General features: G+C 71.3%; 17 protein-coding genes. 10 read left to right on the top strand and 7 right to left on the bottom strand.

From position 1 onward, the window contains the following. Positions 1 to 14 precede the first annotated feature (14 nt). The 6 genes from ACYF6T_RS08965 to ACYF6T_RS08940 all read right to left on the bottom strand — a co-directional run bounded on the left by ACYF6T_RS08965 (position 15) and on the right by ACYF6T_RS08940 (position 9,102). Entirely contained in the window at positions 15 to 1,319 is a 1,305-nt protein-coding gene (locus ACYF6T_RS08965; RefSeq protein ID WP_461694933.1) for a M20/M25/M40 family metallo-hydrolase, read from the bottom strand. Continuing rightward, on the bottom strand, positions 1,312 to 2,145 hold the full coding sequence (locus tag ACYF6T_RS08960) for a M55 family metallopeptidase (RefSeq protein ID WP_461694932.1): 834 nt from the start codon (positions 2,143 to 2,145) through the stop codon (positions 1,312 to 1,314). The genes ACYF6T_RS08965 and ACYF6T_RS08960 overlap by 8 nt, the downstream gene beginning before the upstream one ends. 492 nt (positions 2,146 to 2,637) lie before the next feature. Beyond that, complete coding sequence (locus ACYF6T_RS08955; RefSeq protein ID WP_461694931.1) at positions 2,638 to 3,363, bottom strand: class I SAM-dependent methyltransferase; 726 nt, start codon at positions 3,361 to 3,363, stop codon at positions 2,638 to 2,640. Positions 3,364 to 3,519: 156 nt separating this feature from the next. Further along, complete coding sequence (locus ACYF6T_RS08950; RefSeq protein ID WP_461694930.1) at positions 3,520 to 5,979, bottom strand: ATP-binding SpoIIE family protein phosphatase; 2,460 nt, start codon at positions 5,977 to 5,979, stop codon at positions 3,520 to 3,522. Positions 5,980 to 6,130: 151 nt separating this feature from the next. Then, positions 6,131 to 8,515 (bottom strand): MFS transporter, encoded by a 2,385-nt coding sequence (locus ACYF6T_RS08945; RefSeq protein WP_461694928.1) that lies wholly within the window; start codon positions 8,513 to 8,515, stop codon positions 6,131 to 6,133. A gap of 146 nt (positions 8,516 to 8,661) precedes the next feature. After that, positions 8,662 to 9,102, bottom strand: a complete 441-nt coding sequence (locus tag ACYF6T_RS08940) for an SRPBCC family protein (protein WP_461694926.1) — start codon at positions 9,100 to 9,102, stop codon at positions 8,662 to 8,664. A gap of 179 nt (positions 9,103 to 9,281) precedes the next feature. On the opposite strand from ACYF6T_RS08940, the gene ACYF6T_RS08935 reads away from it, so the two are divergent. From ACYF6T_RS08935 to ACYF6T_RS08920, 4 genes are all read left to right on the top strand, one after another. Further along, the gene (locus tag ACYF6T_RS08935) at positions 9,282 to 10,325 is read left to right on the top strand and encodes an Rv2578c family radical SAM protein (protein ID WP_461694924.1); all 1,044 of its coding nucleotides are present in this window, start codon (positions 9,282 to 9,284) and stop codon (positions 10,323 to 10,325) included. Positions 10,326 to 10,460: 135 nt separating this feature from the next. Then, positions 10,461 to 12,047 (top strand): alpha/beta hydrolase, encoded by a 1,587-nt coding sequence (locus tag ACYF6T_RS08930; protein WP_461694923.1) that lies wholly within the window; start codon positions 10,461 to 10,463, stop codon positions 12,045 to 12,047. 75 nt (positions 12,048 to 12,122) lie between these two features. Beyond that, positions 12,123 to 12,521, top strand: coding sequence for a RidA family protein (locus tag ACYF6T_RS08925; protein ID WP_461694921.1), 399 nt, complete (start codon positions 12,123 to 12,125; stop codon positions 12,519 to 12,521). After that, positions 12,518 to 13,042 carry a GNAT family N-acetyltransferase gene (locus ACYF6T_RS08920; RefSeq protein ID WP_461694920.1) on the top strand — a complete coding sequence of 175 codons (525 nt, stop codon included), beginning with the start codon at positions 12,518 to 12,520 and terminating at the stop codon, positions 13,040 to 13,042. Before ACYF6T_RS08925 ends, ACYF6T_RS08920 begins: the two co-directional genes overlap by 4 nt. A 4-nt stretch (positions 13,043 to 13,046) precedes the next feature. On the opposite strand, the gene ACYF6T_RS08915 is transcribed toward ACYF6T_RS08920, so the two are convergent. Further along, positions 13,047 to 13,622, bottom strand: coding sequence for an adenylosuccinate lyase (locus ACYF6T_RS08915; protein ID WP_461694918.1), 576 nt, complete (start codon positions 13,620 to 13,622; stop codon positions 13,047 to 13,049). Positions 13,623 to 14,035: 413 nt separating this feature from the next. On the opposite strand from ACYF6T_RS08915, the gene ACYF6T_RS08910 reads away from it, so the two are divergent. From ACYF6T_RS08910 to ACYF6T_RS08885, 6 genes are all read left to right on the top strand, one after another. Beyond that, positions 14,036 to 15,841 carry a 3-hydroxyacyl-CoA dehydrogenase family protein gene (locus ACYF6T_RS08910; RefSeq protein WP_461694916.1) on the top strand — a complete coding sequence of 602 codons (1,806 nt, stop codon included), beginning with the start codon at positions 14,036 to 14,038 and terminating at the stop codon, positions 15,839 to 15,841. Positions 15,842 to 16,001: 160 nt separating this feature from the next. Further along, a complete protein-coding gene (locus ACYF6T_RS08905) occupies positions 16,002 to 16,808 on the top strand; it encodes a TetR family transcriptional regulator (protein ID WP_461694915.1) in 807 nt (268 codons plus the stop codon). Between the two features lie 384 nt (positions 16,809 to 17,192). Beyond that, positions 17,193 to 18,530, top strand: a complete 1,338-nt coding sequence (gene ccrA / locus ACYF6T_RS08900; protein WP_461695181.1) for a crotonyl-CoA carboxylase/reductase — start codon at positions 17,193 to 17,195, stop codon at positions 18,528 to 18,530. A gap of 17 nt (positions 18,531 to 18,547) precedes the next feature. Beyond that, positions 18,548 to 20,596 (top strand): protein meaA, encoded by a 2,049-nt coding sequence (locus ACYF6T_RS08895; RefSeq protein ID WP_461694913.1) that lies wholly within the window; start codon positions 18,548 to 18,550, stop codon positions 20,594 to 20,596. Beyond that, on the top strand, positions 20,593 to 21,555 hold the full coding sequence (locus ACYF6T_RS08890; protein ID WP_461694911.1) for an HpcH/HpaI aldolase/citrate lyase family protein: 963 nt from the start codon (positions 20,593 to 20,595) through the stop codon (positions 21,553 to 21,555). Before ACYF6T_RS08895 ends, ACYF6T_RS08890 begins: the two co-directional genes overlap by 4 nt. Before the next feature lie 5 nt (positions 21,556 to 21,560). Further along, complete coding sequence (locus ACYF6T_RS08885) at positions 21,561 to 22,073, top strand: MaoC family dehydratase (protein WP_461694909.1); 513 nt, start codon at positions 21,561 to 21,563, stop codon at positions 22,071 to 22,073.

Here is a 22,073-nt window from a genome sequence, read left to right as displayed (position 1 = left end):
CTCCCCCAACTGGGCTAGGCCGTCCGCAGGAACCGGTCGAGTACCCGGACGCCGAAGTGCAGTGCCTCGACGGGGACGCGCTCGTCGACCCCGTGGAACATGGCCTGGTAGTCGTAGCCTTCGGGGAGCTTGAGCGGTGTGAACCCGTAGCCGGTGATGCCGAGGCGGGAGAACTGCTTGGCGTCCGTACCGCCGGACATGCAGTACGGCACCACGTGCCCCTCGGGCGCGAACTCCTCGACGGCGGCACGCATCCTCGCGTACGTCGGCGAGTCGAGCGGCGCCTGAAGGGCCACCTCACGGTGGTGGAACTCCCACTCCACGTCGGGTCCGGTGAGCAGGTCAAGGGTCGTGCGGAACTCGTCCTCGCCGCCGGGCAGATACCGCCCGTCGACGTACGCCACGGCCTCCCCGGGAATCACGTTGATCTTGTAACCGGCGTCCAGCATCGTGGGGTTGGCGCTGTTGCGGACGGTGGCCTCGACCAGCTTGGCGGCCGGGCCGAGCTTGTCCAGCAGCCGGTCCACGTCGCCCGGGTCCGTCTCGACGCCGTAGAGCGTGGCGAGTTCGGCGAGGGCGGCGGAGACGGTCGGGGTGGGCCTGAGCGGCCACTCGTGCTCGCCGATGCGGGTGATGGCGGCGGCGAGGCGGGTGACCGCGTTCTCCTTGTTCACCTTGGAGCCGTGACCGGCCCGGCCGCGCGCGGTGAGCTTCAGCCAGCCCGTGCCGCGCTCGCCGGCGGCGATCGGGTACAACTGGCGTCCCTGGCCGTCGTGGAAGGTGAACGCCCCCGACTCGCTGACGCCTTCGGTGCAGCCCTCGAAGAGCCCCGCGTGCCGGTCGGCGAGGAACCCGGAGCCGTCCTCGGCGCTGGCCTCCTCGTCGGCGGTGAAGGCGATGACGACGTCCCGCCGGGGCCGTACGCCCAGGCGTGCCCAGGCGCGGACGACGGCGAGGATCATCGCGTCCATGTTCTTCATGTCGACCGCTCCCCGGCCCCACACGACGCCGTCGCGGATCTCCCCGGAGAAGGGGTGCACGCTCCAGTCGCCGGGCTGCGCGGGCACGACGTCCAGGTGACCGTGCAGGAGCAGCGCGTCGGCGGCCGGGTCGGTGCCGGGGACGCGGGCGACGACGTTGGTGCGGCCCTTCGTGCGTTCGAGCAGGGTGGGCTCGATGCCCGCCTCCGCCAGCCGCTCGGCGGCGTACTCGGCGGCGGGCCGCTCCCGGCAGTCCCCTCCCCCGCGGTTGGTGGTGTCGATGCGGATGAGGTCCGAGGTGAACCGGACGACCTCCTCCAGCGCCTGCGCGTCAGCCATACTGCTCCTCCACCGCGGCCGAGACGATCGTCGTGACCGCCTTGAAGGTACGGATGCCCTCGTACATGGTCCCGCTGGTGTACGCCACCTTGCGCTCCCCGGTGCGGGCCACACCGGGGACGACGGTGGCGGCCAGGGCGAGGTGCTCGGCGTCGAACTCAAGCGCGATGGTGAACGGGCCGCCCTGCACGGGCTGGTGACGGACCGCCAGGTGTGCGGCCTCCTTGGCCGCGGCGCGGATGTCGGCGGCGGTCCGGGCCGGCGTACGGCACACCGCCGCGTACCGCGAGACATGGTCCTTGACGGCGACCTTCAGCGCCTCGGGCGAGTACCCGAGCGCGTCCTCGCAGGCCACGTCGTCGCCGGTCACGAGGACCACGGGTACCCCGAACTCGGCGACCACGTGCGCGTTCAGCAGCCCCTCGCTGGCGCGCACGTCGTTCAGCCACACCCCGGTGATGGAGTTGGCGAGGTAGGTGTGGGCGAGGACGCCCTCCATCCCGGCGCCGGCGTGGTAGCCGACGAAGGCGATGCCGTCGACGTCGCCGTGCTGCACGCCCTCGACCATGGAGAGGGACTTGTGCCGGCCGGTGAGCATCTCGGTCCGCCCGTCGAGCTGTTCGAGGAGCAGGTTGCGCATGGTCCAGTGGGCCTCGTTGACCAGCACCTCGTCCGCGCCGCCGTCGAAGAACCCCAGGACGGCGGCGTTCACGTCGGAGGTGAACAGCGACCGGCACCGCTCCCACTGCGGTGTCCCCGGCAGCACGTCGGCCGGCCAGGTCACACCGGTGGCGCCCTCCATGTCCGCACTGATGAGGATCTTCATGCTGCGCCACGTTACGCGGCGCGCGGGCGCCCGGCCAGGAAGCGGTCACGAAGTGCGGGAGAACGGGCCGGGCCGCGCCGTGGATCACAGGGGCACGGCGACCGCGCTGAACGTCGCCTCAGGGGTCTGCGGGCTGGTGAAGCGGGCGTTGACCAGGTACAAGCGGTGACCGAAGCGGGCGGCCGTGGTGGCCACGTCGAAGCGGGGGTCGGTGATATGGCGTGGCGGTTGCGAGGCTGACCCTGTACAGCTTGCCGGGTGTGCTGCTGACGACGGTCAGGCCGTGGCCGTCGGGGCTGGCGACGATGCCGTTGGCGTTGTCGACATCCGGTGTCTGCACCCCGGGCGACTCCGGTGCCGCCCGCGACGTAGAGCGGTCCGTCGCGGGCGAGCTCGCGCCCGCGTAGGGGCCTCCGCAACGAACCGTCGCGCCCCGGAGTCCCCATGGCGTGAGTTCCCATGGCGCCCCACCCTCTGCGCGGACCGTCCCGGTCAGTCCTCGCGACCGGCCACGAGCCACTTCGACGGCAGCTCGATCCGGGTGCCCTCGGGGGTGAACTCCGTGGTCGTCAGCGGGAGTTCGCCGCTCGCCAGGACGGTCAGACCGGCCGCGCGCAGATATCCGGGCACGGCGTCGTCGGCCACCTCGCCGGGGGCGATGCCGTGCCGGAAGATCGGGGCGAGCTTGGGCGGCGGACCGGAAGGCCCCCCGGCCAGCCCCAACAAGACGGGCTTGGCGGACTCGGACAGCTCGACGAGGAACAGCCGGCCGCGCTCGCCGAGGAGCGTGGCCAGTCCGTCCACCAGCGGCTGCCGGTCGTCGGGCTCGACCTGGTGGAGCACACCGCGCATGTAGACGTTGGCGTCGCCGAGTTCGGCGTGCAGGGTCTCCGTCTCGTTCTTCTCGACGGCGTCCAGCACCCGGTAGCTCGCCTGCCCGGCGGGGTCGGCGTGCCGGGCGTGCTCGACCGCCGCCACGGACAGGTCGACGCCCACGACGTGCGGGAAGCGCTCGGCGAGGAACCGCGTCTGGGTGCCGTTGCCGCAGCCGAGGTCCACCATCGGCAGACCGGGATCGGTGACGTGGGGTTCGAAGAGGGCCAGGTGGAGACCGGCGGTCAGGGCCGGCTCGGCATCCCAGAACACGGCCCCCTGTTCCTCGGGGGCCTCCCGCCAGAAGCCCTCCCAGGCCTCCCGGTACCGACTCGTCACGCTCATGCCCAACTCCCCAGGGTGCGATGCCGGCCCGTCCCACGTGACGGGCCAGTAAGGTCTATCGCCCACTGGTCACGGCTACAAGCGCGTGGCGCATTCCTTCACGCCGTATTCGAGAGGCGTACGCCCCCGTGCGCCGCGCACGCCCCTGGCGCACCGTCAGCGTCGGGGCAGGGTCAGTTCGAACCAGACGGTCTTGCCGGCCTTCGTCCGGCTCGTGCCCCACTCGCGCGCGAGGGTGCTGACGACGGTCAGCCCGCGCCCGGACTCGTCGCCGGGTCCGGCGCCGAGCAGGGTCGGCAGCTCGTGGTCGTCGTCGTCCACCTCGCACAGCAGGGTGTCGCCGCGGATGAGGCGCAGCTCGATCGGGTTGCTGTGCGAGTGCCGTACGGCGTTGGTGACGAGTTCGCTGACCAGCAGCTCGGTGCTGTCGAGGAGTCTGGTCAGCCGCCACTCGTAGAGCTGCTCGCGGACCACGGCACGCGCGCGGGGGACGGCGACCGGGTCGAGCGGCAGGCGCCACTCGGCGACGTCGTCCTGTTCGATGCCGTTGAGCCGGGCCATGAGCAGGGCGACGTCGTCCTTGCGGCCGCCGCGCGTGTTGAGCGCGCGGATGATGGTGTCGCAGGCGTCGTCCATGGAGGCCGCCGGGTGGGCGGCGGACTCGCACAGGGTGGCCAGGCCCACGCCGATGTCCTCGCCGCGCACCTCGACCAGGCCGTCGGTGCACATCACCAGGCGGTCGCCGGGCCGCACGCGTACGCGTACCGCCTCGAAGGCGACCCCGCCGACGCCGATGGGCGCGCCCGTGGGCAGGTCGAGCAGTTCGCTGCGGCCGCCGTCGGCGCGGACCAGGACGGGCGGGATGTGGCCGGCATTGGCGAGGTGCAGTTCGCTCGCGATCGGGTCGTAGACGGCGTACAGACAGGTCGCGAGGTAGGTGTCGCCCAGGCGCTGGGCGAGGTCGTCGAGGTTGCGCAGCAGCTGGGCCGGCGGCAGGTCGAGGGCGGCCATGGTCTGCACGGCCGTACGCAACTGGCCCATCATGGCGGCCGAGTTCAGACCGTGTCCCATGACGTCGCCGACGACCAGGGCGGTACGGGCGCCGGGGAGTTTGACGGAGTCGAACCAGTCGCCGCCGACGCGGCCCAGCAGCGTGCCCGGCAGGTAGCGGGTGGCGATGTCGCAGCCGGCCATGCGCGGCGGGATGTGCGGCAGCATGCTGTCCTGGAGGGTCTCCGCGACGCTCTCCTGGTAGGTGTACATGCGCGCGTTGTCGAGCACGAGGCCCGCGCGGGCGGCGAGTTCGGCGCCGGTGACGCGGTCCATGTCGTTGAAGACGGGGCGCTCCGGGTGGCGCAGCAGGATCATGAAGCCGAGCACCACGTTGCGTGCCTTCAGGGGCACGACCAGCATGGAGCGGTGGGTGATCAGGGGCCGGATGTCCCGCTTCTCGAACTGCGCGGCGATGGCGTGGCCCATCTCCTCGCTGATGCGGGGCACGAGGACGGGCTCGCCGGTGGTCATGCACTGGAAGAAGGGCGTGTGGGCCGGGAACGGCATGGCCTCGCCGACCGGCACGACGTCGTCCCAGCGGCCGGGTTCGTCGGTGTGCTCGACGGCGACCCGGTGCCACAGGGTGGTGGTGTCCGGCACGCCTTCGGGGAAGCCCTCGCCGGCGACGACCTGTTCGCGCAGGTAGGTGCCGGCCACGTCGGTGAAGCGCGGGACGACGGCCCGGCTGACCTCGATGATGGTCTGCGCCAGGTCGAGGGAGGTGCCGATGCGGCCGCTGACCTCGTTGAGGAACTCCAGGCGCTCGCGTACGGCGGCGTACTCCAGGTCCTCGCCCTCGTCGGCGAGTTCCTGCGGGACGAGCAGTCCCTGGGCGGCGGCCTGTGCGGCCCGCTCCCGGCGGGCCTTGCGCTCCGCGCGCCGGGGCACGCCCCAGTCGGGGGTCACGGGCACCCGGTCGTTCTGGCTGAACTCCAGCACCGGGTAGCCGAGTTCGAGGATCTGCGCGACGATGCGGGCGCTTTCGTCGACGCTCATGCTGGGCAGGATCTCGGGCAGCCGGCGGGCGAGTTCCGCGGCGCCGGGGAAGTCGGTGTGCAGGGCGAAGCCGGGCGCGATGCGCTCGAAGGCGACCTCCGCGCCGGGGTCGTCGTGGCCGAGGCTGCCGGCGTCGGCGGCGAGCACGAGCAGCCGCTCGGTGCCGGGGCCGACCAGGGGGTAGGCCCACCACAGGACGTCCACGCGGTCGTGCTCGCGCACGGTGATGCGGGCGCGGCCCGCGGCCGGGTAGGACAGCCCGCCGTCGAGGGAGGACTCCAGGTCGGGTCCGAGCCCGTCGTAGGCGGCGTACGCGCCGTACGGGGAGTACTCCTCCTCGTGCAGGGCGCCGGAGACGGGCAGCAGGTCGATCGCGGGGCGCCCGATCGCGTCCTCCTTGGAGGCGCCGAACAGCCGGCGCGCGCCCCTGCTCCAGTGCGACACCAGACCGGCGCGGTCCACCAGGACCACGGCCAGCGGGATACGCCCGGCCGCGGCGGGCTCCGCCACCGCACCCTCCCCAGCTCCGCGGCTGGGAGGCGCGTCCCTCTCGGTGCCACGGTCCATGGCCCGCCCTCTCTCCCCACGGCTTGGCAAGATCTGTGCCGCCGTCACTACCGTACGGCCACGGTCGCTGACGATGTGCGGCAATAAGGGAATTGGTTCACGCCCTCGCGCAGGCGCCCCCCGGCGCGCGCCGGTAGCGCCCCCGGGCCGCTCAGTCCTCGTGCCCGAGCCGCAGGTCCCGTTCGGTGCGCCCGCCGCCGGCCACCTGGAGCACGGTGGCGACCGGCGGATAGCCGGCGGCGATCACGGTGTACTCGCCGGAGGACAGGTCGACGAACCGGAAGGTGCCGTCCGGGCCGGTGGTGAGCGTGTCCACCACATTGCCGGCGGCGTCGAGCAGCGTCACGCGCGCGTCCTCGACGAGCCGGCCGCCCCCGGCGCGCACGGTGCCGCGCAGCACGGCGCCGCCGGCGAGTTCGACGTCCTGCCGGGTCTCCCGGGCGGCCTGGACGGTGACGGGCAGCGCGGTGGGGCGGAAGGCGGGCGCGCTGGCCGCGAGGGTGTACTCGCCGGCCACCAGCTGGGTGATGACGTAGCCGCCCTCGCGTGAGCTGCGGGTGGTGGCGACGACCTCGCCGTGCGCGTTGGTGAGGGTGACGGTGGCGTCCCGTACGACGGTGCCGTCCGCGGTGACCACGGAGCCGGCGAGGCGTCCGGCGCCGCCGAGCACGATGTCCAGCTCGACGGGGCGCTCGCCGACGGTGACGGAGACGGCCTGCGGCTGGTGGCCGCCCGCGGCGGCGATGAGCACGTACGCGCCGGAGCCGGGCGTGGACAGCGCGTACCGCCCGTCCTCGCCGCTGGCGCCGCGCCCGATCTGCTGTCCGGCGACGTCGATGAGCGTGAGCGCCGCGCGCGGGACGACGGTGCCGTCCGGGTGCTGCACCGTGCCGCAGACGGGGATGCCGGCGGCGTGCGGCGTACGGGCCTGCGGGACCGGGGAGCCGGCGGGCGCGGGCTCCGTTTCGGCGGTGTGGTGGGACACCAGTGGTTTCTCCTTGAGGAAGAAGGCGATGACCAGGCCGAGGGCGAGCACCGGCACCAGGTAGAGGAAGATCCGGGGCATGGCGTCGGCGTAGGCCCGGACGTAGCCGTCGCGCAGGGGTGCGGGCAGCGCGTGGACGAGCTGCGGGGTGAGGGCCTCGGGATCGGGGAGGCGGGCACCCGCGCGCGGGGGGAGGCGTTGTTCCAGGGCGTCGGTGAGGCGGCGGGAGAAGAGGGTGCCGAAGACGGCCGCCCCGACGCTGCCGCCGATCTGCCGGAAGTAGGTGTTGGCGCTGGTGGCGGTGCCGAGGTCGGCGGGGCGCACGGAGTTCTGCACGGCGAGGACGAGGACCGGCATCACCATGCCGATGCCGGCGCCGAGGACGGCCATCCAGAGGCTGTACTGAAGCCGGGGCGTGTCGGCCTCCAGGCGGGACAGCAGCCACATGCCGGCGACCGAGACGGCGCAGCCGAGGACCGGGTAGAGCTTGTAGCGCCCGGTGTGGCTGATGAGCTGTCCGGCCACGACCGAGGCGCCGACGATGCCGCCCATCATGGGCAGCATCAGCAGCCCGGACCCGGTGGCGCTGGCGCCGTCGACCATCTGCAGGAACGTCGGCAGGTAGCTGGCGGCGCCGAACAGCGCGACGCCGATCACCAGGCCCACCAGACCGGTGACGTTGAAGACGGGGTCCCGGAACAGCCGCAGGGGGATGAGGGGCTCGGCGGCGAAGCGCTCGGCGAGGAGGAAGAGCACGGCGGCGACGGCGGCTCCGGCGCCGAGGCCGACGATCACGCGCGAGTCCCAGGCGTACTCGGTGCCGCCCCAACTGGTCAGCAGGACCAGGCAGGTGGAGGCGGCGGCGAGCAGCAGGGCGCCCAGGACGTCGAATCGCGGCGTGGCGCGCGGCTTGGGGAGTTTCAGTACGGCGGTGACGACCGCCAGGGTGATCAGGCCGAAGGGGACGTTGAAGTAGAAGCACCACCTCCAGGAGAGGTGGTCGGTGAAGTAGCCGCCCAGCAGCGGCCCGGCGACGGAGGCCAGGCCGAAGGCGGCGCCGATCAGCCCCATGAACCGGCCGCGCCGCCGGGCCGGCACGATGTCCGCGATGATCGCCTGTACGCCGATCATGAGACCGCCCGCGCCGACGCCCTGGAGGGCGCGGAAGGCGATCAGCTGGTCCATGGTGCGCGACCGGCCGGCGAGCGCGGAGCCGACGACGAAGACGACGATGGCGAACTGGAAGACGCCCTTGCGGCCGAGCAGGTCGCCGAGCTTGCCGTAGACCGGCAGGCCGACGGTGGCGGTGAGCAGGTAGGCGGTGATCGCCCAGGACATCCGGTCCAGGCCGTGCAGTTCGCCGACGACCTTCGGCAGCGCGGTGGCGACGATCATCTGCTCCAGCGCCGCCAGCAGCAGCGCGAGCATCAGCCCGAAGAAGACCAACCGCACCCGGCGCGGGCTCGCTTCGGCCGCCGGAGCTGGTGCGGCGGCGGGGGCCCGCGGCGGCGCCGGCGCCGTTTCGCCGTGCACCAGAGTCGTCCCGCCCACGTCCCGCTCCCCTCGTCGCACCGCCGCACAATTCCCGCGTAAGCGACAACTGACGGCAAGTGCGACGAGTTACGGCGAGGCGGCGCGCCGCCCGGAGATCCACTCGATCCGGTGAGCGGGGTCAACGCCCCTCGGACACCGGGGACTTACTCCACCTCGGCGGCGAGCTTCGCCAGCACGGCGTCGTAGATCCGGCCGAGGCCCTTGGGCGCGAAGGTCTTCTCGAAGAAGCCGCCGATGCCGCCGGCGCCGTTCCAGACGGTGGTCACCACGACCCGGGACTTCCCCTCGCCGGCCGGGGTGACGGTCCAGGTGGTGACCATGGAGGAGTTGCGGTCCTTCTCGACGAGCTGACCGTCGGTGGGCTCGCTCACCTCCAGGAGGCAGTCGCGCACGCGCTTGCTGGTGGCCTGGAGCTTCCAGTGGACGAGGGTGCCCTCGCCGTCGCCGCCCTCGCGCACCTCGTACTCGCTGAAGTGCTCGGGCAGCAGCTTCGCGCGCGTGCCGCTGTAGTCGGCGAGGGCGTCGAACACCTTCTCCGCGTCCGCCGCGACGATCCGCTCCGTAGTGGCCTCGACCTGCGCCATCGGGTTCCTCCAGGACTTGCGTTTCCGGGGTCGGGGCAAGCCAACCACCCTCGCCCACGGCCACCCAAATCGGGGTGCCCCGGGACGCTCGCGGACTGTCCGAAGCGATCAGAAACAGGCCTTGCACGGGAAATCGAACACATGTTTCACTCTGGGGACAGCGGTACCGAGGAGGCGTCATGCGCTGGGAGAACCTCACTGTGGAGTCCGGCGGCCACAGCCGGGCGGCCGATGCCGCGCTGTTCGGCGCGGACGCGGTCGTGAGCAGGACATTCGACACGCCGGAGTTCCGCGGGATCACCTTCCACGAGGTGCGGGCCCGCTCGATCGTCAACCGGGTGCCGGGCGCCTCGCGGATGCCCTTCGAGTGGACGGTCAACCCCTACCGGGGGTGCTCGCACGCGTGCGTGTACTGCTTCGCCCGCAAGACGCACACGTACCTGGACCTCGACTCGGGACTCGACTTCGACTCCCAGATCGTGGTCAAGGTCAACGCGCCGGAGCTGCTGCGCCGCCAGCTCGGCTCACGGCGCTGGCAGGGCGAGCACATCGCGATGGGCACCAACGTCGACTGCTACCAGCGCGCGGAGGGCCGCTACCGCCTGATGCCGGGCATCCTGTCGGCGCTGCGCGACCACGCCAACCCCTTCTCGATCCTGACGAAGGGCACGCTGATCCTGCGGGACCTCGACCTCATCGTGCAGGCCTCCCAGGTCACGGACGTCGGCATCTCCGTCTCGGTCGGCTTCACCGACCCCGAGCTGTGGCGCACCGTCGAGCCGGGCACCCCCGCGCCGGAGCGGCGCCTGGACGTCGTGCGCACCCTCGCCGACCACGGCATCGGATGCGGTGTCCTGATGGCTCCGGTGCTGCCGTTCCTGAGCGACCACCCGGCGCAACTGCGCGCCACGGTACGGGCGATAGCCGCTGCCGGGGCCACCTCGGTCACCCCGCTGGTGCTGCACCTGCGCCCGGGCGCCCGCGAGTGGTTCACGGCCTGGCTGGCCCGCCACCACCCGCACCTGGTGCGCCGCTACGAGCGGCTGTACGCGGACGGCGCCTACGCGCCCAAGTGGTACCAGCGCCGGATCACCCGTCAGGTCCACGACCTGGCCCGGGAGTACGGGATCGGCCCCACGCGCGCGGGGATGCCGCGCCGGATCGCACAGCCCGAGCCGGCCGGGGCGACCCTGTCCGAACCGACCCAACTTTCACTGATCTGAGCGCATTCGAGCGCACTCCTCGGCCCGATTGGGTCAAGTATTGTCAGAACGCGTTCCTCCGCCCGTGCTTTCCGGGACGATGCGGCGAGGACCGTGAGACTCGCGGTCCGAAACCCTCCGTCCTGGGAGGACTCCATGAGAAAACGCGCAGCCGTGCTGTGCGGCGCCGCCGTCGTGGTGGCCGGGACCGTCACGGCCGTCCCCGCCGACGCGAGCGCCCCGAGCACCGCGGAATCCGCACCCGCCGCGAAGGTCGCCTGGAAGAACTGCGGCACCACCGACTACCCGACGCTCCAGTGCGCGTCCCTCAAGGTGCCACTCGACCACCACGACCCGTACGGCAAGCAGATCACTCTCGCGCTGTCGCGCGTCCCGCACACCGCGAAGACGTTCCAGGGCCCGCTGCTGGTCAACCCCGGTGGTCCCGGCGGCAGCGGCCTGAGCCTGGCCGGGTTCGTCGCCTCCTCGCTGCCCAAGACGGTCGCCGCCCAGTACGACGTCATCGGCTTCGACCCGCGCGGGGTGGGCAAGAGCAAGCCGGCGCTGGACTGCAAGCCCGGCTACTTCAACCCGGTGCGCCCCGACTCGGTGCCGAGCACCCCCGCCGTCGAGAAGGCCGACCTCCAGCGCGCCGTGTCGTTCGCCGCCGCCTGCGGCAGGAAGTACGCGGGCGTGCTGCCGTACATCAACACCCTCCAGACCGTGCGGGACATGGACTCCATCCGCGCGGCCGTGGGCGCGGAGAAGACCAGTTACTTCGGCTACTCCTACGGCACCTACCTGGGCGCGGTCTACGCCAAGCTCTTCCCCCACCGGGTCAAGCGGCTGGTGCTGGACTCGATCGTCGACCCCACGGGCGTGTGGTACGACGACAACATCGGGCAGGACTACGCCTTCAACGACCGGCACCGGGCGCTGATGTCCTGGATCGCCAAGTACAACTCGACGTACAAGCTGGGCACCGATCCGGAGAAGATCGAGGCCAAGTGGTACGCGGTGCGCAAGGCGCTGGCCAAGAAGCCGGCCGGCGGCAAGGTCGGCGCCGCGGAGTTCGAGGACACCTTCATCCCCGGCGGTTACTACAACGGTTACTGGCCCTACCTGGCCGAGGCGTTCGCCGCCTACGTCAACGACAAGAACGCCGACCCGCTGGTCGAGGCGTACGAGAACTTCGCCGCCGTCGACTCCTCGGGCGACAACGGCTACAGCGTCTACACCTCGGTGCAGTGCCGGGACGCCTCCTGGCCGCGGGACTGGGACCAGTGGCGCAAGGACAACTGGGCGGTGTACGAGCAGGCGCCGTTCATGGCATGGAACAACGCCTGGTACAACGCGCCGTGCGCGTTCTGGCCCACGGACTCGCTGCGGCCGGTCAACGTCGCCAACGGCAAGCTGCCGCCGGTGCTGCTGTTCCAGGCGACCAACGACGCGGCCACGCCGTACGAGGGCGGTCTGACCGTCCACCATCTGCTGGCCGACTCCAGTCTCGTGGTCGAGCAGGGCGGCGGGAACCACGGCATCACGCTGAGCGGGAACACCTGTCTCGACAAGTACCTCTCGGCGTACCTGTCCGACGGCACGGTGCCACGCGGCGGCGGGGACGTGGACGCGGTGTGCCCGAAGCTGCCCGATCCCAAGCCGCTGAGCTCGTCGGCGGCGGCGACGTCGTCGCCGTCCTCGCACGGCGCGGTGCTGCACGGCATGCTCGGCTTCCGCGGCTGAGCGGGGATCGGTGAGCGGTGAGCGGTTGACAGTTCCGTCGGGGGCGATGTCAGTGCCGTGGTCCACCATGGACGCATGAGCGAGCTGACCAGGATTGCCGCCCCCGACGGGGTCTTCCCCGCCGCCCAGTACAGCCACGTCGTCATGGGCACCGGCCGTTTCGTCGCGATCGCAGGGCAGCTGGCCCTGGACGAGGACGGCAAGCTCGTCGGCAAGGGCGACGCCGAGGCGCAGGCCCGGCAGGTCTTCGAGAACCTGCGCCGCTGTCTCGCGGCGGCCGGAGCCGGCTTCGACGACGTCGTCAAGCTCACCTACTTCGTCACGGACACGGCCCACCTGCCCGCCATCCGCGCGGCCCGCGCCGTCCACATACCCGACGACCGCCTCCCGGCCGCCTCCGCGATCCAGGTCGCCGCCCTGGTCCGCCCCGAGTTCCTGATGGAGATCGAGGCGTACGCGGTGGTCGGCGGGTGAGCGGCCCGCGGATACGCGCGATGCGGCTCGCCGACTGCGACCGGGTGGCCGAGATCCGCGTGCGGGGCTGGCAGAGCGCCTACCGCGGGCTGATCCCGCAGCCGTATCTGGACGCCCTGAGCGTGCCGGAGGACGCCGAGCGCCGCCGCGCACGCTTCCTGGAGGGCAGGGCCGGCGTCGCCAACCTGGTCGCCGAGCAGGACGGACAGGTCGTCGGCTGGTCCTGCCACGGTCCCTACCGGGACGGCGAGGTCCGCGCCGGGGACGTCGAGTTGTACGCGATCTACGTCGACGCCGACCGCTTCGGCAGCGGCATCGGGTACGCCCTGCTGCAGGAGTCCCTACGGCTGTGCACGGCCGCCGGTCACCGGCGCATGCTCCTGTGGGTGCTCAAAGAGAACGCGCGTGCGCGGCGGTTCTATGAGCGGCAGGGTTTTCGGGCCGACGGTGTGGAGGAGCCCTTCGACGTGGACGGGGTGCGGGTGCCAGAGGTGCGGTACGTGCGTGAGCTGGCCGGCTGACGCCTCACCGCTGTTTCGGGATGCGGGCGAGCGCGTGCACCGCGGCCTCGGCGAGGGCCGGATGCGCGAGGGCCTCGTTCAGGACCGGCCTGGCCCGGTCGTCGCCCAGGGTGCCGAGGCCCTCCACGCAGGCCAGCGCCACCCGCCGGTACGGGTCGTGCGGGCGGAGCCGGCGCTCCAGGGTGGTGATCAGCGCCGGCACGGCCTCCGGGGCGCGCAGCCGGACCAGCAGCCGTACCGGATGCAGGGCGTAGGCGACGCGCAGTTCGTTGGTGGCGAGGGCGGCGGCCGCGCGGGCGGTGCGCGGATCGCCGAGGCGGGCCAGGGCGTAGGCGGCGGAGGCGCACCGCTGGGGGTCGCGGTGGTTGAGCAGCAGGACGAGGGACTCGAAGGCGCGCCGGTCATCGGCCAGCCCGAGCCGGAACGCGGCCAACTCCCTGGCCCACAGCGGCCGTCCGGCCTCGGTGAGCACCCGGGCGAGTTCGTCGAGGTCGTCCGTCGCCATCAGCCGGTCGTAGGCGACGGACCCGCCGGACTCCTGCCGTAAGCGCTCCGTGAGTGATCGCAACTCTTCGTCCATGGCACCGAGGTTAGGGGCGCCGCCGCACCGACGGGACGTACATCACAAACTCGTCCCCGGACGGGGGCTGGCGCGCTCGTTACCCGCCGGTTAAGCTCAGACGAGCGAGTCACCCACTCGCACCTCCTGACGACGGCCTGGTGACGCAGCCGCCGTCAGTGGGGGCACCTCCCACGCCCTTGAGGCAGTGGGGGACAGTCGGTTCGGTACATCGGTACCGCAGCACGACCCGGCCACGGGACAGGGCCGGTCGATCGCCGCCGTCGGCCTGGGCGTGTGCGCGCCCCCACCGCGACGGCTCCGGGCGTGTGCGCCAGTCAGCCCGGCAACACCCGCATGCACCTCGCACCCGGTGCGCCCTCGGCGTACCGGGTCGCGCTCCCAGTCGTCACCCTCATTCCTGGAGTCCCGCGATGGCCACTCCCCTGTCCGACACCCCTCTGTCCCCGCTCAAGACCATTGCCGTCGTCGGCCTCGGCACCATGGGCACCGGTATCACCGAGGTCCTCGCCAAGGCCGGTCGCGAGGTCGTCGGCATCGACATCAGCGAGGCCGCCGCCGCCCAGGCCCTCGCCACTCTGGAGGCCGCCACCGCCCGTGCCGTGGAACGCGGCCGGCTGACCGAGCAGGAGCGCGCCGACGTCCTCGCCCGGGTGAGCACGTCCACCGACCTGCGCACCGCGGCCGACGCGGACCTGGTCATCGAGGTGGCTCCGGAGTCGTACGAGACCAAGCACCAGATCTTCCGCGAACTCGACGGCATCGTCCGCCCGGACACGATCCTGGCGACCGGCACCAACGCCCTGTCGGTGACCCGCCTGGCCGCCGACTCGGCCCGTCCGGAGCGCGTGCTCGGCCTGCACTTCTTCAACCCGGCACCGGCGATGAAGCTCGTCGAGGTGGTCTCCTCGGTGCTGACCGCGCCCGCCGCCGTCACGGCCGTCACCAACCTCGCGCTCGACCTCGGCAAGGAGCCCGTCGCGGTCGGCGACCGGCCCGGATTCGTCGCCGACGGGCTGCTGTTCGGCTACCTCAACCAGGCCGCCGCGATGTACGAGGCGAAGTACGCCTCCCGCGAGGACATCGACGCCGCGATGCGGCTGGGCTGCGGGCTGCCGATGGGGCCGCTCGCGCTGCTCGACCTGATCGGCGTCGACACCGCCCGCACGGTCCTGGAGGCCATGTACGCCGAGTCCCACGACCGGCTGCACGCCCCCGCCCCGATCCTCAAGCAGCTCAGCGAGGCGGGTCTGACGGGCCGCAAGTCGGGCCGCGGCTTCTACACCTACGAGGCTCCCGGCAGCGCGACGGTGGTGCCGGACGCGCTGACGCCCGTCTCCGGCGACCTGGCGGTCCCCGGCCGTCCGGTCCGCTCCGTCGGCGTCGCGGGCTCGGGCACCATGGCCTCCGGCATCGCCGAGGTGTTCGCCAAGGCCGGCTACGAGGTCGTCCTCGCCGCGCGCAGCGAGGAGAAGGCGCAGGCCGCCAGGGCCCGTGTCGGCAAGTCCCTCGCCCGCTCCGTGGACAAGGGGCGGATGACGGCGGAGGCCGCCGCGCAGGCCCTGGAGCGGATCACCCCGGCCGGCTCCTACGACTCCTTCGCCGACGTCGATCTGGCCGTCGAGGCGGTCGCCGAGGACCTGGAGGTCAAGCAGCAGCTCTTCCAGGCGCTGGACAAGGTCTGCAAGCCGGGCGCGGTGCTGGCCACCACGACCTCCTCGCTGCCCGTCGTCGCCTGCGCCCGGGCCACCTCGCGCCCGCAGGACGTGATCGGCATGCACTTCTTCAACCCGGCGCCCGCGATGAAGCTGGTCGAGGTCGTGCGCACGGTGCTGACGGGCGACGACGTCCACGCGACCGTCCACGAGGTGTGCGGCCGGATCAGGAAGCACGCGGTCGACTGCGGGGACCGCGCGGGCTTCATCGTGAACGCCCTGCTGTTCCCGTACCTCAACAACGCGATCAAGATGGTGCAGGAGCACTACGCGTCCCTCGACGACATCGACGCGGCGATGAAGCTGGGCGGCGGCTACCCGATGGGCCCGTTCGAACTGCTGGACGTCGTCGGCCTGGACGTCTCCCTCGCCATCGAGAAGGTCCTGCACCGCGAGTTCCGCGACCCCGGCCTCGCCCCGGCCCCGCTCCTGGAGCACCTGGTGGCCGCCGGCTGCCTCGGCCGCAAGACCGGCCGCGGCTTCCGGGAATATGCCCGGCGCTGACGGCGCCGGCGAGCGGCTCGGAGGCGAGAGGGACTGGGGCGGGCTGCTCGACCCGGGCGGCCGTCCCCCGCACGACCGGCCCGGCACTCCCCCGCCCGCGCGGGGCGGGGGAACCCCGGTACATGCGCGCCAAGCTGCGCACATGCAGTACGTTCGGGTCATGTCCCAGCCCGCCAAGTCCTCACGTACACCAGCCACGCCCGACGCGCCGGAGAGTGCCGCAGGCAGTCGCGCGGCCGCCCAGCGGCTCAAGATGCGCCGGGAACTGGCGGCCGCGGCGATGGAGCTGTTCGCGACCAAGGGCTACGAGGCGACCACCGTCGACGAGATCGCGGCCGCGGCCGGAGTGGCCCGCCGCACCTTCTTCCGGCACTTCCGCTCCAAGGAAGAGGCGATCTTCCCCGACCACGACGACACGCTGATCCGCGCGGAGGCGGTGCTGAACGCGGCCCCGCCGCACGAGCACCCGCTCGACACGGTGTGCCGCGGCATCAAGGAAGTCATGCGGATGTACGCGGCCCGGCCGGAGATCTCGGTCGCCCGCTACAAGCTCACGCGCGAGGTGCCCACCCTGCGCGAGGCGGAGATCGCGTCGGTGGCCCGCTACGAGCGCCTGTTCACGCGCTATCTGCTCGGCCACTTCGACGAGCACGCCCACGACGACGACGCCAACGACGACCCGTTGCTGGCCGAGGTCGCCGCCTCCGCCGTGGTCACCGCCCACAACCACGTGCTGCGGCGCTGGCTGCGGGCCGGCGGGCAGGGCGACGTGGAGGCGCAGCTCGACCACGCCTTCGCGATCGTCCGCAGGACGTTCGGGACCGGCATCGGCGCGGGCCGCACCGCGGCCCCGAAACCGTCCGCCTCCGCCTCCGTCCAGGGCGAGGTGCTGGTCACGGTGGCGCGGACGGACGCCCCGCTGCACGAGGTGATGCGGACCATCGAGCAGGCGCTCAAGGAGCGCTGAGCCTCCCGCGCGACTGTGATGACGGCCACCCTTCGGGGTGGCCGTTTTGCATGCCCGAGCCCGTTTTCGAGCGGATTTCGGGGCCCATTCGATCGATCATCGCTCATTTGTTACGTAAAGATTTCATCTGAGAGCAAGTTCCTGGCACTCAGTGCCTTGTCACCTGACACGCGGTGTCATACGTTGATGGTGCCCGGGCTGTCCCGGCAGGCCCACCGCCTGCGCTCCCGGCGCCTGCGTCACAGGCACCTTCCGCGCCACAAAGCGCTGCCGAAAGCACCACCCGCCGAACCGACGGCATCCCCACCCACCCTCAGCAGCACACCGACGTAACCCTCAGCGTCTGCCCTCAAGACGCCACTCGCCGGAGGCAACACCGTGACCGTGAAGGACATCCTGGACGCGATCCAGTCGCCCGACTCGACGCCGGCCGACTTCGCAGCCCTGCCGCTGCCCGAGTCGTACCGCGCGATCACCGTGCACAAGGACGAGACGGAGATGTTCGCGGGCATGGCGACCCGCGACAAGGACCCGCGCAAGTCGCTCCACCTGGACGAGGTTCCGCTGCCGGAACTCGGCCCGGGCGAGGCCCTGGTGGCCGTCATGGCCTCCTCGGTCAACTACAACTCCGTGTGGACCTCCATCTTCGAGCCGCTGTCGACCTTCGCGTTCCTGGAGCGCTACGGCCGCCTCAGCGAGCTCACCAAGCGCCACGACCTGCCGTACCACATCATCGGCTCCGACCTGGCCGGCGTGGTCCTGCGCACCGGCCCCGGCGTCAACGCCTGGAAGCCCGGTGACGAGGTCGTCGCGCACTGCCTGTCCGTCGAGCTGGAGTCCTCCGACGGCCACAACGACACCATGCTCGACCCCGAGCAGCGCATCTGGGGCTTCGAGACCAACTTCGGCGGCCTCGCCGAGATCGCCCTGGTCAAGTCCAACCAGCTGATGCCCAAGCCCGGCCACCTCAGCTGGGAGGAGGCCGCCGCCCCCGGCCTGGTCAACTCCACCGCCTACCGCCAGCTCGTCTCCCGCAACGGCGCCGGCATGAAGCAGGGCGACAACGTCCTGATCTGGGGCGCGAGCGGCGGCCTCGGCTCCTACGCCACCCAGTTCGCCCTGGCCGGCGGCGCCAACCCGGTCTGCGTCGTCTCCAGCCCCGAGAAGGCGGAGATCTGCCGCTCGATGGGCGCCGAGAACGTCATCGACCGCACCGCCGAGGGCTACAGGTTCTGGAAGGACGAGCAGACCCAGGACCCCAAGGAGTGGAAGCGCTTCGGCAAGCGCATCCGCGAACTGACCGGCGGCGAGGACATCGACATCGTCTTCGAGCACCCCGGCCGCGAGACCTTCGGCGCCTCGGTGTACGTCACCCGCAAGGGCGGCACCATCACCACCTGCGCCTCGACCTCGGGCTACATGCACGAGTACGACAACCGCTACCTGTGGATGTCGCTGAAGCGGATCATCGGCTCCCACTTCGCCAACTACCGCGAGGCGTGGGAGGCCAACCGGCTCATCGCCAAGGGCAAGATCCACCCCACCCTCTCCAAGGTGTACTCCCTGGAGGACACCGGGCAGGCCGCCTACGACGTGCACCGCAACCTCCACCAGGGCAAGGTCGGCGTGCTGTGCCTGGCCCCCGAGGAGGGCCTGGGCGTGCGCGACGAGGAGATGCGCGCCAAGCACATCGACGCCATCAACCGCTTCCGCAACATCTGAGACACCCGGGGTCATAGATGACTGAGCGTCAGCCAGCCGACGGCAGGCGGCAGAAGGACCGGCCGTGGCTCATGCGCACGTACGCCGGCCACTCCACCGCCGAGGCGTCCAACGAGTTGTACCGGCGCAACCTCGCCAAGGGCCAGACCGGCCTGTCGGTCGCGTTCGACCTGCCGACGCAGACCGGCTACGACTCCGACCACGTCCTCGCCCGCGGCGAGGTCGGCCGGGTCGGCGTGCCGGTCGCGCACCTCGGTGACATGCGCCGGCTGTTCCAGGACATCCCCCTGGAGCAGATGAACACCTCGATGACGATCAACGCCACCGCCATGTGGCTGCTGGCGCTCTACCAGGTCGTCGCCGAGGAGCAGGGCGCGGACATCACCAAGCTCCAGGGCACGACCCAGAACGACATCGTCAAGGAGTACCTGTCGCGGGGCACGCACGTGTTCCCGCCGGGTCCCTCGCTGCGGCTGACGACCGACATGATCGCGTACACGGTCTCCCACATCCCGAAGTGGAACCCGATCAACATCTGCAGCTACCACCTGCAGGAGGCCGGGGCCACGCCGGTCCAGGAGATCGCGTACGCGATGTCGACGGCGATCGCCGTGCTGGACGCCGTGCGCGACAGCGGCCAGGTGCCGCAGGAGCGCATGGGAGACGTCGTCGGCCGCATCTCCTTCTTCGTGAACGCCGGCGTCCGGTTCATCGAGGAGATGTGCAAGATGCGCGCCTTCGGCCGCATCTGGGACAAGGTGACCCGCGAGCGGTACGGCATCGAGAACCCCAAGCACCGCCGCTTCCGCTACGGCGTCCAGGTCAACTCCCTCGGTCTGACCGAGGCGCAGCCGGAGAACAACGTCCAGCGGATCGTCCTGGAGATGCTGGCCGTGACCCTCTCCAAGGACGCACGCGCGCGTGCCGTGCAGCTGCCCGCCTGGAACGAGGCGCTGGGCCTGCCCCGTCCCTGGGACCAGCAGTGGTCGCTGCGCATGCAGCAGGTGCTGGCGTACGAGAGCGACCTGCTGGAGTACGACGACATCTTCGAGGGCTCGAAGGTGATCGAGGCGAAGGTCTCCCAGCTCGTCGAGGACTCCCTCGCCGAGATCGAGCGGATCCAGGAGATGGGCGGCGCGATGGCCGCCGTCGAGTCCGGCTACCTGAAGTCGCAGCTCGTCTCCTCGCACGCCGAGCGGCGCGCCCGTATCGAATCCGGCCAGGAGAAGATCGTCGGCGTCAACATCTTCGAGACGACCGAGCCCAACCCCCTGACGGCCGACCTCGACACGGCCATCCAGACCGTCGACCCGGCCGTCGAGGCCCGTGTCATCGCCTCCCTCCGGCACTGGCGCGACACCCGCTACCAGCCGCCCTTCAACCACCCGCGCCCCTGCAAGGCGCTGGAGCGGCTGAAGGAGGCCGCCCGCGGCACCGAGAACCTCATGGAGGCCACCCTGGAGTGCGCCCGCGCCGGGGTCACGACCGGCGAGTGGGCCGGGGCCCTGCGCGAGGTGTTCGGCGAGTTCCGGGCGCCCACGGGCGTGTCCTCGGCGCCGGTGGCGGTCGCCGCCGAGGAGGGCTCGGCCCTGGCCGACGTGCGCCGCAAGGTCGACCTGACGGCGAAGGACCTCGGCGTCGGCAAGCTGCGCTTCCTGGTCGGCAAGCCCGGTCTGGACGGGCACTCCAACGGTGCCGAGCAGATCGCCGTGCGGGCCCGTGACGCCGGCTTCGAGGTGGTCTACCAGGGCATCCGTCTGACGCCCGAGCAGATCGTGGACGCCGCCCTCGCCGAGGACGTGCACGCGGTCGGCCTGTCCATCCTCTCCGGCTCCCACGCCCAGCTGGTGCCGGACGTCCTGGAGCGGCTGCGTGTGGCGGGTGCCACAGATATACCCGTCATCGCCGGTGGGATCATCCCCCAAGGAGACGCCGAGCAGCTCAGGGCCGCCGGAGTGGCCGCCGTCTTCACCCCTAAGGACTTCGACATCACCGGCATCATCGGCCGCATCGTCGACGAGATCCGGAAAGCGAACAAGCTCGACCCCCTGGAGGTCCCCGCATGACGACCGTCAACCGCCTTCGCCCGCGGCGCTCCTGCCTGGCCGTGCCGGGCAGCAACCCGCGCTTCCTGGAGAAGGCGCAGGGCCTCCCCGCCGACCAGGTCTTCCTCGACCTGGAGGACGCGTGCGCGCCGCTGGCCAAGCCGGAGGCGCGGCACACCATCGTCAAGTTCCTCAACGAGGGCGACTGGACCGGCAAGACGCGGGTCGTGCGCGTCAACGACTGGACGACCGAGTGGACGTACCGCGATGTCGTCACGGTCGTCGAGGGCGCCGGGCAGAACCTCGACTGCATCATGCTGCCGAAGGTCCAGGACGCCCAGCAGATCGTGGCGCTGGACCTGCTGCTGACGCAGATCGAGAAGACCATGGGCTTCGAGGTCGGCAGGATCGGCATCGAGGCGCAGATCGAGAACGCCCAGGGCCTGAACAACGTCAACGAGATCGCGCAGGCCTCCCCGCGCGTGGAGACGATCATCTTCGGCCCGGCCGACTTCATGGCGTCGATCAACATGAAGTCGCTGGTCGTGGGCGAGCAGCCGCCCGGCTACCCGGCGGACGCCTACCACTACATCCTGATGAAGATCCTGATGGCCGCCCGCGCCAACAACCTCCAGGCGATCGACGGCCCCTACCTGCAGATCCGCAACGTCGACGGCTACCGCGAGGTCGCACAGCGCGCCGCCGCGCTCGGCTTCGACGGCAAGTGGGTGCTGCACCCGGGCCAGGTCGAGGCGTCCAACGAGATCTTCTCGCCCTCGCAGGAGGACTACGACCACGCCGAGCTGATCCTGGACGCGTACGAGTACTACACGTCCGAGGCGGGCGGCAAGAAGGGCTCGGCGATGCTCGGCGACGAGATGATCGACGAGGCCAGCCGCAAGATGGCGCTGGTCATCGCGGGCAAGGGCCGCGCGGCCGGTATGCAGCGCACCTCGAAGTTCGAGATCCCGGAGGGCTGAGCGCGATGCAGTTCGGACGCACCTACGAGGAGTTCGAGGTCGGGGCGACGTACAAGCACTGGCCGGGCAAGACGGTCACGGAGTACGACGACCACCTGTTCTGTCTCCTCACCATGAACCACCACCCGCTCCACATGGACACCAACTACGCGGAGCAGACGACGGACTTCGGCAAGAACGTCGTCGTCGGGAACTACGTCTACTCGCTGCTGCTCGGCATGTCCGTGCCGGACATCTCCGGCAAGGCGATCGCCAACCTGGAGATCGAGTCGCTCAAGCACGTGGCGCCGACCTTCCACGGCGACACGATCTACGGCGAGACGACCGTGCTCGACAAGTGGCCCTCGAAGTCGAAGAACGACCGCGGGATCGTCTACGTCGAGACCAAGGGCTACAAGCAGGACGGCACCCTGGTGTGCACCTTCCGCCGCAAGGTGATGGTGCCGACCGAGACGTACATCAAGGAGCGCGGCGGCGAGCAGCCGGGCCGCCCGGAGCTGAAGCAGCAGGAGAAGTAA

This window comes from Streptomyces sp. 7R007, from assembly GCF_054850255.1.
Note: the sequence above shows the minus strand (reverse complement) of the source record. Positions and strands in the feature narration are given on the sequence as shown.